Source organism: Streptomyces sp. TRM68416 (genome assembly GCF_014596915.1).
Classification (GTDB): domain Bacteria; phylum Actinomycetota; class Actinomycetes; order Streptomycetales; family Streptomycetaceae; genus Streptomyces.
Genome location: NZ_JACVWU010000003.1, coordinates 295,682 through 308,147 on the forward strand (window position 1 = coordinate 295,682; position 12,466 = coordinate 308,147).

At 72.4% G+C, this 12,466-nt stretch carries 12 protein-coding genes; 6 read left to right on the forward strand and 6 right to left on the reverse strand.

Annotated features, from left to right (window positions below):
* Nucleotides 1-146: 146 nt before the first annotated feature.
* Both ICC28_RS06735 and ICC28_RS06740 read right to left on the reverse strand, forming a co-directional pair.
* Nucleotides 147-1,589 carry a sensor histidine kinase gene (locus ICC28_RS06735; RefSeq protein ID WP_188287483.1) on the reverse strand — a complete coding sequence of 481 codons (1,443 nt, stop codon included), beginning with the start codon at nt 1,587-1,589 and terminating at the stop codon, nt 147-149.
* Nucleotides 1,586-2,275, reverse strand: coding sequence for a response regulator transcription factor (locus tag ICC28_RS06740; RefSeq protein ID WP_188287484.1), 690 nt, complete (start codon nt 2,273-2,275; stop codon nt 1,586-1,588). Before ICC28_RS06740 ends, ICC28_RS06735 begins: the two co-directional genes overlap by 4 nt.
* A 156-nt stretch (nt 2,276-2,431) precedes the next feature.
* Here ICC28_RS06740 and ICC28_RS06745 point away from each other — a divergent pair, with 156 nt between their 5' ends.
* From ICC28_RS06745 to ICC28_RS06755, 3 genes are read left to right on the forward strand one after another with little or no spacing between them, the layout of a single operon-like run.
* Nucleotides 2,432-3,772, forward strand: coding sequence for a ferric reductase-like transmembrane domain-containing protein (locus tag ICC28_RS06745; protein ID WP_188287485.1), 1,341 nt, complete (start codon nt 2,432-2,434; stop codon nt 3,770-3,772).
* A gap of 10 nt (nt 3,773-3,782) precedes the next feature.
* The gene (locus ICC28_RS06750; RefSeq protein ID WP_188287486.1) at nt 3,783-4,460 is read left to right on the forward strand and encodes an FMN-binding protein; all 678 of its coding nucleotides are present in this window, start codon (nt 3,783-3,785) and stop codon (nt 4,458-4,460) included.
* Between the two features lie 2 nt (nt 4,461-4,462).
* The gene (locus ICC28_RS06755) at nt 4,463-5,197 is read left to right on the forward strand and encodes an FAD:protein FMN transferase (RefSeq protein WP_188287487.1); all 735 of its coding nucleotides are present in this window, start codon (nt 4,463-4,465) and stop codon (nt 5,195-5,197) included.
* 323 nt (nt 5,198-5,520) lie between these two features.
* Here the strand turns inward: ICC28_RS06755 and ICC28_RS06760 are convergent, their stop codons facing one another.
* On the reverse strand, nt 5,521-6,312 hold the full coding sequence (locus tag ICC28_RS06760; protein WP_188287488.1) for a class I SAM-dependent methyltransferase: 792 nt from the start codon (nt 6,310-6,312) through the stop codon (nt 5,521-5,523).
* A gap of 282 nt (nt 6,313-6,594) precedes the next feature.
* Entirely contained in the window at nt 6,595-8,643 is a 2,049-nt protein-coding gene (locus ICC28_RS06765; protein WP_188287489.1) for an NAD(+) synthase, read from the reverse strand.
* A gap of 245 nt (nt 8,644-8,888) precedes the next feature.
* Between ICC28_RS06765 and ICC28_RS06770 the strand changes: the two genes are divergently transcribed.
* Genes ICC28_RS06770 through ICC28_RS06780 form a run of 3 tightly spaced genes read left to right on the forward strand, consistent with a single transcriptional unit; the run spans nt 8,889 to nt 11,448 of the window.
* Nucleotides 8,889-10,091 (forward strand): ABC transporter ATP-binding protein, encoded by a 1,203-nt coding sequence (locus ICC28_RS06770; protein ID WP_188287490.1) that lies wholly within the window; start codon nt 8,889-8,891, stop codon nt 10,089-10,091.
* Nucleotides 10,088-10,774, forward strand: a complete 687-nt coding sequence (locus ICC28_RS06775) for an ABC transporter permease (RefSeq protein ID WP_188287491.1) — start codon at nt 10,088-10,090, stop codon at nt 10,772-10,774. The genes ICC28_RS06770 and ICC28_RS06775 overlap by 4 nt, the downstream gene beginning before the upstream one ends.
* A complete protein-coding gene (locus tag ICC28_RS06780) occupies nt 10,771-11,448 on the forward strand; it encodes an ABC transporter permease (RefSeq protein WP_188287492.1) in 678 nt (225 codons plus the stop codon). The genes ICC28_RS06775 and ICC28_RS06780 overlap by 4 nt, the downstream gene beginning before the upstream one ends.
* 31 nt (nt 11,449-11,479) lie before the next feature.
* On the opposite strand, the gene ICC28_RS06785 is transcribed toward ICC28_RS06780, so the two are convergent.
* Nucleotides 11,480-12,097: a GTP-binding protein gene (locus tag ICC28_RS06785; protein ID WP_188287493.1), complete on the reverse strand. Its 618-nt coding sequence runs from the start codon at nt 12,095-12,097 to the stop codon at nt 11,480-11,482.
* Nucleotides 12,045-12,461: a DUF742 domain-containing protein gene (locus ICC28_RS06790; RefSeq protein ID WP_188287494.1), complete on the reverse strand. Its 417-nt coding sequence runs from the start codon at nt 12,459-12,461 to the stop codon at nt 12,045-12,047. The genes ICC28_RS06785 and ICC28_RS06790 overlap by 53 nt, the downstream gene beginning before the upstream one ends.
* Nucleotides 12,462-12,466: the final 5 nt, after the last annotated feature.

Genomic DNA, 12,466 nt, shown 5'->3' on the forward strand with positions numbered 1-12,466 from the left:
CGCGCCCTGCCGCGTCCACGCCCCGTCGCCCGGCACGCACCCCGCCCGCGCCCCGTCGCCCGGCGCACGCCGGATCGTTGACGTCCCCGTCCCCGTCCCCGTCCCCGTGCCCGTGCCCGTGCTTCGTGGGGGCGGCGGTCGGGGTCTCAGAGTGCGGTGTCCAGTGGCAGCGACACCGTGAACACCGTTTTGCCCGGCTCACTGCGCAGCTCGATCGTGCCGCCGTGGGCGCGGATGAGGGAGTTCGCGACGGCCAGGCCGAGGCCGCTGCCGCCGCGGTCGCGGCTGCGGGCTTTGTCGACGCGGTAGAAGCGGTCGAAGACGCGTTCGCGGTCGCCGGGCGGGATGCCGGGCCCGGCGTCGCGGACGCGGACGCGCGCCACGCCGTGCGCGGCCGACACCGCGACGGAGACCGCCGTACCGGCCGGGGTGTGCACGGCCGCGTTGGTGAGGAGGTTGTCCAGGACCTGACGGACGCGCTGCGGGTCCAGGCGCATGCGCAGGGCCGCCGGGCCCGGCTCCACCGTCAGCGGATGGTCCGCGTGACTGGCGCGGAAGGCGTCGGCGGCCTCCTGGACCAGCTCCACCAGGTCGGCCTCGCGCGGCCGCAGCGGCGTCTCCACCTCCGCCGCGTCCAGCCGGGCGAGCAGCAGCAGGTCGTCCAGCAGGAACCCCATCCGCGCCGCCTCCGCGCGCAGCCGCGTCAGATGCTTGTCCCGCTCCTCGGGGGCGTTGGCGGCCGCGTACTGGAAGAGGTCCGCATAGCCCCGTACCGACATCAGCGGTGTGCGCAGCTCGTGCGAGGCGTCCGCGACGAAGCGCCGCAGCCGCTGCTCGGCCTCCGCGCGCACGGCGAGGGACTCGTCGATGTGCTCCAGCATCGTGTTGAACGCCGTCCGCAACTCCTCGACCTCGGGCCCGCCGCCCCGCCCGTCGTGCCGCACCGGCAGCCGCGCCGAGTCCGTCAGGTCGTGCGAGGTGATCCCGCGGGCCGTGTGCGCCATGTCGCTCAGCGGCTTCAGACCGCGCCGCAGCAGCGACCGCCCGCTCACCACCAGGGCCAGCAGCGCCAGACCGAAGGTGACCGCCTGGACCGTGACCAGCTGCCCCACGGTGTCGTCGATCTCGTCCATCGGCGCGGCGCTGACCAGGATCAGCCCCGGCTCCACCTCGCAGGCGCGCAGCCGGTAGTCGCCCTCGCCCCGCAGATGCCCGGTGCGCAGCACTTCCTTGCTGGACGAGGTCTGCGCCCGCGCCACGGCCGTGAACTCGTCGACGTCCTTCGGCAGGTCGGTCGCCACCTCCGGCTTGCGCAGCTGGGGGGTGCCGTCCTCGACGTCGTACACGGCGTAGTACCAGCGCCAGTACTTCTTGCCCGACAGCGTGCCGTAGTCCGCGATGCTCTTCGCCTGGGCGACCTGGGCCTGCGCCAACTGGGTGTCGAGCTGCGCCGACAGATAGTCCCGCATGAACGTCGTCAGCGCCGTGCCGACGACCGCGAACACCACCAGGGACAGCGCGCCAAGACCCAGCGCGAGCCGGGTGCCCAGACGCAGCCTGCCGTACGCCCGCCGCAGCCGCCGGATCACTCCGCGGCCTGCCGGATGACGTACCCGAAGCCCCGCACGGTGTGGATCATCGGCGCACCGGTGTCGTCCAGCTTGCGGCGCAGCCGGCTGACGACCAGCTCGACGACGTTGGAGCGGCCGCCGAAGCCGTACTCCCACACGTGGTCCAGGATCTGCGCCTTGGTCTGCACGGTCGGCGACTTGCGCATCAGGTAGCGCAGCACCTCGTACTCGGTGGGCGTCAGCGTGAGCAGCTTCTCGCCGCGCCGCACCTCGCGGGTGTCCTCGTCCATCGTCAGGTCGCCCACGCGCAGCACCGAGCGCTGGAAGCCCGGCCCGGCGCTGCGCCGCAGCACGGTCCGCAGCCGGGCCATCAGCTCCTCCACCGCGAACGGCTTGACCAGGTAGTCGTCACCGCCCCGGGTCAGCCCCGCCACGCGGTCGGCCACGCCGTCGCGCGCGGTCAGGAACACCACCGGCACCATCGTCCCGGAGCGGCGCAGCCGGTCGAGCACGCCGAAGCCGTCCACGTCCGGCAGCATCAGGTCGAGCACGACGATGTCCGGGTGGAACTCGGCGGCCAGCCGCAGCGCCTCCTCGCCGGAGTTCGCGGTCACCGCCTCCCAGCCCTCGTACCGGGCGACCGTCGCCACGAGGTCGGCGATCGGCGGGTCGTCGTCCACGACCAGAAGTCGTACTTTCTCCACCCGCACATAGTGCGTCACCGGGCACCCCGCGCCCCAGTCCGGCCGTCCCTCCCGGTCACATCGATAACCACTTGAAAGACGTACGACAGGTGATCGACAGGATTCTGCGGACAAGCTCGGTACCCCGGCCCCGACCCCCATGAGGAGCTGCCGCCCGTGACGACCGTCCAATCACCCCCAGCGACCCCTGCGGCGATACGCCCCAGGGTGGTGGCCCGCACCGGCCTGTACACCGTGCTGGCCGCGAACGCGGCCGTGGTGACCTACTTCTTCGTCGACGCAGGCTTCGGCGCCTCCAACACGCTGATCGTCCTCGGCCGCCTCGCCGGGCTCTACGGCGCGCTGTTCATGGCGTTCCAACTGTTGCTCGTGGCCCGCCTGCCGTGGCTGGACCGCCGGATCGGCATGGACCGGCTGACCTCCTGGCACCGCTGGACCGGCTTCGGCATCCTGTGGACGCTGCTCGCGCACGCCGTCTTCCTCGTCTTCGGCTACGCCGACTCCTCCGGCCTGGACCCGGTCAACCAGCTGGTCGACCTCGCCGAGACCGTCGAGGGCGTGCTGCGCGCGGTCGCCGCACTGGTGATCATCCTGGTGGTCGGCGCGGTCTCCGGGCGCTACGCCCGCCGCAGACTCGCGTACGAGACCTGGCACTTCATCCACCTGTACACCTACCTCGCCGTGCTGCTCGCCTTCACGCACCAGGTCGCGGTCGGTACGACCTTCACCTCCTCCCCGGCCGCCACGGCGTACTGGTACGGCCTGTGGGGCGTCGCCCTCGGCTCGGTGCTCGTGGGCCGCCTCGTGCTGCCGCTGTGGCGGAACTGGCGCCACCAGCTGCGCGTGTCGGCCGTCGTCCCCGAGTCCGACAACGTCGTGTCGATCCACATCACCGGCCGCGACCTGGACCGCCTCCCGGCCCGGGCCGGACAGTTCTTCCTGTGGCGGTTCCTGACCAAGGACCGCTGGTGGCAGGCGAACCCCTTCTCCCTGTCGGCCGCCCCCGACGGCCGCGGCCTCCGCCTCACCGCCAAGGCGGCCGGCGACGGCAGCGCCGCCCTGCGCCACCTGAAGGTCGGCACCCGCGTCTTCGCCGAGGGCCCCTACGGCGCCTTCACCGCCCTGCACCGCACCCGCCCGGAGTCGGTGCTCATCGCCGGCGGCGTCGGCGTCACCCCCATCCGGGCGCTGCTGGAGGAGCTGGACGGCCATGCCGTGGTCATCTACCGGGTGGCCACCGACCGGGACGCGGTCCTCTACGACGAACTGCGCGACCTGGCCGTCGCCAAGGGCGCGGAACTCCACCTGGTCACCGGCCCGGTCCAGCCGGACAGGCTGGCCCCGGCCGAGCTGCTGCGGCTCGTGCCGGACATCGCCGACCGGGACGTCTTCCTGTGCGGGCCGCCCCCGATGATGAACGCGGTGCTGGGCAGCCTGCGCGAGCTGGACGTGCCGCGGCCGCAGATCCACTTCGAACGTTTCAGCCTGGCGGGATGAGAGGAACACCGTGAAGCGAGCCATACCCGTCCTGGTCCTGACCGCCGTCGGTCTGGTCCCGCTGTGGCGCTACGAGCCGTCGACGCAGCCGGCGTCGACGACGGAGGCAGCCGCCCCGGCGCCCGCCGCGTCCTCCTCGGGCAGTTCCGCCCTGGTCGTCGAGGGCTCGGTGGTGAACACCGAGAAGGGTCCGGTGCAGGTGGAGGTGACGTTCGAGGGCGATCGCATCGCCTCCGTGCGGATGCTCCAGCAGCCGAACCATCCTCAGACGACGGCCGCCGTGCCGAAGCTGATCGAGGAGACGCTCCAGGCGCAGAGCGCGGACATCGACACGGTGTCCGGTGCGACGATCACGAGCGGGGGCTACAAGGAGTCCCTCCAGGCCGCTCTCGACGAACAGGAGGCGTCGGCGTCCGCTGCAACGACCTCCGAGGTGGTGGCCGGACCCACGGTGAACACCGAGAAGGGTCCGGTGCAGGTGGAGGTGACGTTCGAGGGCGATCGCATCGCCTCCGTGCGGATGCTCCAGCAGCCGAACCATCCTCAGACGACGGCCGCCGTGCCGAAGCTGATCGAGGAGACGCTCCAGGCGCAGGGAGCGGACATCGACACGGTGTCGGGCGCGACGATCACCAGTGACGGCTACCGGGAGTCCCTCCAGGCCGCTCTTGACGCGAGGGGTGCCTGAAGGTGCGGCGCGTCGAGCACGTCATGGGGTTCCCGGTCTCGCTGCGGACCGACGAGCACCTCCCCGACGAGGCGGCGGACGCCGTCTTCGCGTGGCTGCGCGAGGTCGACGCGCGGTTCAGCCCCTTCAAGCCGGACAGCGAGGTCTCCCGGCTTGACCGGGGCGAGATCGGCCTCGGCGAGGTCAGCGCCGACCTCGCCGAGATCCTCGACCTGTGCGAGGAGTACCGGGTCGCCACCGGCGGCGCCTTCGACGTACGCCTGCCCGGGCGGGGCCTGGACCCCTGCGCGGTGGTCAAGGGCTGGTCGGTGCAGCGGGCGGCGGAGCTGCTGACGGCGGCCGGGGCACGCAGCTTCTGCCTCAACGCCGGCGGTGACGTGGTCGCCGCCGGCGGACCCTGGCGGGTGGGCGTACGCCACCCCGAGCAGGCCGACAAGCTGTGCACCGTCCTGGAGATCACCGACGGCGCGGTCGCGACCTCCGCCCTTTACGAGCGCGGCGCCCACATCCTCGACGGCCGCACCGGCGCCCCCGCCGCCGGCCTCCTCAGCCTCACCGTCGCCGCCGACTCCCTCACCGAGGCCGACACCACGGCCACGGCGGCCTTCGCCATGGGCACCGAGGGCATCGAGTGGGCCGCCACCCGCCCGGGCTGCGAGGTCTTCGCCATCGACGCGAGCCGCCGAGTGTTCCGCACGGCAGGCTTGCCGGTAGCGGCCAACCGTACGGCCGCCTGAGCCGCCCCCGGGCCCGGCCGCCTGGGCTGCCCCCGGGCCCGGCCGCCTGAGTCGCTACCGGGCCCGGCTCCTGCTGTCAGCGCGGCCCTCTCGCGGGTGCGTGGCTCGGCCCGGCGGCTCGGGTCCCGTCCGGCCCGCTTCCGAGGGCTGCGGTCCGGCCCGGCGTCCCGAGGGTGTCGGCATGGCCCACGGCCCGGGCTTTCCGTGGGCCCGGCCGCCTTGGTGTCGGGCGGTCCGCTCCCGGGTGCGCGGCTCGGCCCGGCGTCCAGGGGCGTGCGCGTGGCTCGCCGCCTGGGTCCTCGGTGCGGCCCGGCCCCGTGGCCTCAGCGTGGTCTGGTCCCGCTCACCGCCCATGCTCTGGCCGTCAGAGTGATCGTGCCGTCCGGCTGTTTCGGGACGGACGTGTCGAGGGCGTCGCGCAGCCGGTCGCGGGTGCTCGGGGGGAGGGAGGCGACGTAGGCCGGGGCCGGTCCCTGGCCCCCCAGGAACGGGGACCACAGGTCGGACAGGTCGGCGAAGACCATCGGGACGACGACCGGGGTGACCCGCACCTCGTGCAGGTCCGCCTCCGACCACAGCGCGTGCAGTGGGTCCGGGCGGCAGAGCGGGAAGCGGCGGCCTTCGTCCAGCTCGGCGGCCGCCGGATCCGCCGTGGTGGCCGCGTCCCAGAAGTGGCGCAGCAGGCCCATGCCCTCGGCGTAGTCCCAGACGTAGGCGGCGACCAGCCCGCCGGGCCGGACCGCCCGGGCCATCTCGGCGACACCGGCGGCCGGCTCGGGCAGGAAGTTGAGGGCCAGCCCGCTGACGGCCGCGTCGCACACGCCGTCCGCGACGGGCAGCGCGGTCGCGTCCGCCACGACGAACGACACCGGGCCGCGGGCCGTGGCCCGGGCCGTTTCCACGAACCCGGCCGACCGGTCGCAGCCCAACACCAGCCGGGGCCGGCAACGGGCCGCCACGACCGCCGTCAACGCCCCGGTCCCGCAGCCCACGTCCAGCCAGCGCATTCCTTCCGCGTGCCCGGCCAGGGCCGTGAACCGCTCGGCCACGCGTCGGCTCCACCGGCCCATGTACCGCTCGTAGGCGGGCCCCGCCTCCCACACGTCGAACTCCATGGCTCCACCTTGCGGGACGGAGCCGACGTCGGCGACGCACTCGTCACCGCGCGGCGCCGGAATCGCCCCACCGGGGGTGCCCGAAAGCCGATTCCCCCGGCGTGCCGATCCGGTGCCGGGGGTGGGAAGCCGACTTCCCTGGCGGCCCGGTCACCCTGCGGCGGCGCGGGAGTCGACCCATCGGGGAGGGGGGAGTGGGGAGTGGGGGCACCGGCAGCCGACCAGCGCGGCTTCCCCGCCCCCGCCAGAGGGCACCGGAAGTCGATTCCCCCGGCGCCCCGGTCACCCCGTGGCGTTCCCCGAGTCGTCCCATCGGGCGAGGTCGCGCAGCCAGGCTCGGGCGTTGCCGTCGGAGGGGGCGCGCCAGTCGCCGCGGGGGGAGAGGGAGCCGCCGGCCGAGACCTTGGGCCCGTTGGGCATGGCGGAGCGCTTGAACTGGGCGAAGGCGAAGAAGCGGCGGCAGAACTCCTCCAGCCAGCGCCGGATCTCGGGCAGGTCGTAGGCCGTGCGCTCGGACTCGGGGAAGTTCGGCGGCCAGGCGCCCGCCTCCGGGTCGTGCCAGGCGTGCCAGGCCAGGAAGGCGATCTTCGAGGGCCGGAAGCCGTAGCGCAGCACGTGGAAGAGCGTGAAGTCGTGCAGCGCGTACGGGCCGATCCGGGACTCGGTGGACTGCAGCTCCTCGCCCGGCACCAGCTCGGGGCTGATCTCGGTGTCGAGGATCGCGGCGAGGGTCTTGCCCGCGTCGTCCCCGAACTGCCCGCTGCTGATGACCCACCGGATGAGGTGCTGGATGAGCGTCTTCGGCACCCCGCCGTTGACGTTGTAGTGGCTCATCTGGTCGCCGACGCCGTACGTGCACCAGCCGAGCGCCAGCTCGGACAGGTCGCCGGTGCCGAGCACGATGCCCCCGCGCTGGTTGGCCAGCCGGAACAGATAGTCCGTGCGCAGGCCCGCCTGGACGTTCTCGAAGGTGATGTCGTAGACCGGCTCGCCGGCGGAGAAGGGGTGGCCCATCTCCTGCAGCATCAGCCGGGCCGTCGGCGAGATGTCCAGCTCGGCCGCGGTGACCCCGAGGGCCGCCATCAGCCGGTGCGCGTTGCTCTTGGTGTGGTCGCTGGTGGCGAAGCCGGGCAGGGTGAAGGCGAGGATGTCGCTGCGCGGCCGGCCCGCCCGGTCCATCGCCCGGGCGGCGACGATCAGCGCGTGCGTGGAGTCCAGACCCCCGGACACCCCGATGACGACCTTCGGGTTCCCGATCGCCCCCAGCCGCTGCTGGAGCGCCGACACCTGGATGTTGTACGCCTCGTAGCAGTCCTGGGCGAGCCGCTCGGCGTCGGCCGGCACGAACGGGAACCGCTCGACCCGGCGCCGCAGCCCCAGGTCGGCGGCCGGCGGGTCCAGCCGGAAGCCCACCTGCCGGAAGCCGCCGGTGGCCCCGCCGTGGGTGCGGCGGTTGTCGTCGAACGTACCCATCCGCATGCGCTCCTGGCGCAGCAGGTCGAGGTCCACGTCGGCGACGGCGTACTGCTCGTCGAGCGGGAACCGCTCGGTCTCGGCCAGCAGCGCGCCGTTCTCGTAGATCATGGTCTGGCCGTCCCACGACAGGTCGGTGGAGGACTCGCCCAGTCCGGCCGCCGCGTACACATAGGCGGCGATGCAGCGCGAGGACGCCGAGCGGCACAGCAGCTTGCGGTCCTCGGCCCGGCCGACCGTGATCGGGCTGCCGGACAGGTTCACCAGCACCGTCGCCCCGGCGAGCGCCGCCGGGGCGCTCGGCGGCACCGGCACCCACATGTCCTCGCAGATCTCGGCGTGCAGCACCAGGCCGGGCACGTCCTCGGCGGCGAACAGCAGGTCCACGCCGAACGGCACGTCCCGCCCGCCCAGCCGGATCGTCCCGCCGCGCTCCTCGTCGCCGCCGGCGATCTGCCGCCGCTCGTAGAACTCCCGGTAGTTCGGCGGGTACGACTTGGGCACCACGCCGAGGATCCGGCCGCGGTGCACGATCACCGCGCAGTTGTAGAGCCGGTGGCGGTAGCGCAGCGGGGCGCCGACGACGAGCACCGTCATCAGCTCCGCCGACCCGGCCACCACGGTCTCCAGCGCCTCCTCGACCTCGTCGAGCACCGGGTCCTGGAGGAGCAGGTCCTCGATCGAGTATCCGGTCAGGCACAGTTCCGGGAAGACGGCGACGGCGACCCCGTCCCCCGCGCACCGGCGGCCCTGCCGGAGCACCGCCTCCGCGTTGGCGGGCGGGTCGGCGACGGTGGCGTGGCCGGTGCACGCGGCGATCCGCGCGAAGCCGTGTTGATAGATCGACCAGAAGTTCACCAGGCCACCGTAACCGGCCGTACCCCGGTCGCGTCGCCCCGGATCATCCACGGATCGTCCGCCACTCACCTGCCGCGCATCCACCGCTCATCCACCGCTCATCCACCGCTCACCCGCCATCGGAAGACCCCGGGGCGGGCGGCGGGACCGTGTAACACGGGCGGTCTAGACTCTCCCCGCAACGGCCCGCTCAATCCCGGCCGGAAGTGGGCGACTTCAGCCAGACCCGAAGGGTATTCGGCGTTTTGATACGGATAGATTCAGTCACCAAGCGATACCCGGACGGCACGGTGGCGGTCGACCGGCTGTCGCTGGAGATACCCGATCGCTCCATCACCGTCCTCGTCGGCCCCTCGGGCTGCGGCAAGACGACCACCCTGCGCATGATCAACCGGATGGTCGAGCCCAGCGAGGGCAGCATCCTCCTCGACGGCAAGGACATCCAGCAGCAACCCGTCAACACCCTGCGCAGGTCGATGGGTTACGTCATCCAGAACGCCGGGCTCTTCCAGCACCGCACGATCCTGGACAACATCGCCACCGTGCCCCGCCTGCTCGGCTGGGGCAAGGAGAGGTCCCGGGCACGGGCCCGGGAGCTGATGGAGCGGGTCGGCCTCGACGGCTCCCTCGCCAAGCGCTACCCCTACCAGCTCTCCGGCGGCCAGCAGCAGCGCGTCGGCGTGGCCCGGGCGCTCGCCGCCGATCCGCCGGTCCTGCTCATGGACGAGCCGTTCTCCGCCGTGGACCCGGTCGTCCGCAAGGGGCTGCAGGACGAACTCCTGCGCATCCAGGGCGAACTGGGCAAGACCATCGTCTTCGTCACGCACGACATCGACGAGGCCGTCAAGCTCGGCACGATGGTCGCCGTGATGCGCACCGGCGGCAAACTCGCCCAGTTCGCGCCCCCCGCCGACCTGCTGACGAACCCCGCCGACTCCTTCGTGGAGGACTTCCTCGGCGCCGACCGCGGCATCCGGCGCCTGTCCTTCTTCCCCGCCACGGACCTCGAACTGCTCACCGCGCCGATCGTCGCGATCGACGCCACCGCCGAGCAGATCGCCGCCCGCGCCACGGCCGGCGCCCCCTATCTCCTCGTCACGGACCTGGACGGCAAGCCCCTCGGCTGGGCCGAGCCGCGGGAGCTGACCGCGGGCGAGGTCCGTGCGGACCGACTCCTCGCGTACGGGCGGCCGTTCGTTCCCGGTACGGACTCGCTGCGGGCCGCGCTCGACTGTGCCGTGCTGTCGCCCACCGGCTGGGCCGTCGCCGTGGACGCCGAGGGCCGGGCGGCCGGGGTGGTCTCGCAGCAGGCCATCGGCGAGGCCATCCGCGGCGCCCACGCGGACAGCGCCCGCACGGAGAACACGGAGAACCCCGAGAACCCCGAGAACACCGAGAACCCCGAGAACACGGAGAACACGGAGAACACGGAGAAGGTCGCGCCATGAGCGAGTTCTTCGACATGCCGAGCGACCTCCAGAACACCTACCCGGGCCTGATCGTCCTGCATCTGCGCGAGGCGCTGATCCCGGTGCTGGCCGGTCTGCTCCTGTCCCTTCCGATCGCCCAACTCTGCGTGCGGCTGCGCTGGTTGTACCCGCCGGTGCTGTGGGTGACGACCGTGCTGTACGCGATCCCCTCGCTCGCCTTCTTCGTCGTCCTCATCGACTACACCGGCCTGAGCGAACTCACGGTGATGATCCCGCTGGCCGTCTACAGCCTGGTCGTGCTGGTCCCGGCGATCGTGGACGGCGTGCGGTCGGTGCCGCAGGAGACGCTGGCCGCCGCCACCGCCATGGGCTTCGGACCGGTACGCCGCTACCTCCAGGTGCAACTGCCCATCGCGGCCCCCGCGATCATCGCCGGGCTGCGGGTGGCCTCCGTGTCGAGCATCTCCCTGGTCAGCGTCGGCATGCTGATCGGCAACCAGGGAGCCCTCGGCAACCTGCTCAACAGCGGCATGATCTACAACCAGCCGCGGCTGGTGTGGCTCTCGGTCCTCGGCACGGCCGTCCTCGCCGTCCTCGTCGACGCCGCCCTGATCCTCGTACGGATCCTGCTCACGCCCTGGATGCCCCGCGGCACCGGCAGGAGCGCCCCCGCACTCGTGGTGAAGGAGGCCGCCCGGTGAACCTGCTCAACCACATCGACGCCTTCTTCGGCGACAGCGCCCATTGGCAGGGCTACGACGGCATCCCCACCCGCCTCGCCGAGCACCTCGGCTACACCCTGATGGCCCTCGGCATCGCCGCCGCCATCGGCCTCCCGGTCGGACTCCTCACCGGGCACACCGGCCGCGGCGGCAACACCCTCGCCCTCATCGCCACGGCCGGCCGCGCCCTGCCCAGCTTCGGCCTGATGGTCCTCATGTTCGTGCTGCTGGGCCTGGGCATGGCCCCGGTGATGATCCCCCTGGTGGTCCTGGCGATCCCCCCGATCCTCGTCACCACCTACGAGGCGATGCGCTCGGTCGACCCCGCCCCGGTGGACGCCGCCCGCGGGATGGGCATGGCCGAGCCGGAGATCCTCTTCCGGGTCGAACTCCCGGTCGCCCTGCCCCTCATCCTCAGCGGCCTGCGCTCGGCGGCGATCCAGATCGTCTCCACCGCCACCATCGCCGCCTACGTCAGCTTCGGCGGCCTGGGCCGCTACATCGTCGACGGCCTCTACCAGCGCGACTACGAGAAGGTGGTGGGCGGCGCGACCCTGGTGGCCGCGATGGCGCTGGCGACGCTGGGACTCTTCTGGGCGGTGGGAAGACTGACGGTGTCGAGGGGCGTACGGAGGAGCAGCTCCGTCCTCTGAGCGGCGCGGGCCCGCAGCGAACCACTCACACTCAGCTCTCGCTGCGGGCCAGGGCCAGCTCCAGTACGACCAACAAGGCGTCCCGTACCGATCCGCGCTCCCGCGCGTCGAACACCACCACCGGCACCCCGTCACTCACGTCCAGCGCCCACCGCACATCGTCCAGCTCGTGCTCGACCTTCCCGTCGAACGCGTTCACGGCCACCGCGAACGGGATCTGCCGGTGCTCGAAGTAGTCGACCGCCGCATAGCAGTCGTCGAGCCGCCGGGTGTCCACGATGACGAGCCCGCCCACCGCACCCTCGACGATGTCGTCCCACATGAACCCGAACCGCTCCTGCCCGGGCGTACCGAACAGATACAGCTTCAGCGTCGGGTCGATGGTGAGGCACCCGAAGTCCATGGCGACGGTGGTCGTCGTCTTGGCTGGGGTGTGGGTGAGGTCGTCGACCCCGGCGGCGACCTCGGTGATCGCGGCCTCCGTGGTGAGCGGCTCGATCTCGGAGATCGAGCCCACGGCCGTGGTCTTGCCCACGCCGAACCCGCCCGCGATCACCATCTTCACCGGCAGCGGAGGTCGTACGGCGGCGGCCGGTTCAGTCAGTGTCACGGAGTACCCCCCGGGAGTCGGGGATGGCGCGCAGGCCATCGATCACTCTTCGCAGTACGGATGAGTCGTGGACGACGTCGGAGTTCGGCACGTGCACCGTCAGCCGCCCCTCGGCCCGCAGGTCCTCGGCGAGGACACGGACCACGTTGAGATGCAGTCGCAGCCGGGCCGCGATCTCCGCGATGGACTGCGGCTGCCGGCAGGCGGCGACGATGTCGTGCTGCTCGAAGGAGAGCCGGTCCAGCACGTCGAGTCCCTCGGCGGTGGCCACCACCTGGGTCTCGACGGGCATCGTCCGGCCGGATGAGCTGGGCGCCACCCGGCCGGCGGTGACCAGGAACGGCCGTACGGCGGAAGCGGGGCCGACCGGGTCGTCGCCCGGGGGTGGAGTGCCGTCCGCCATGGAGT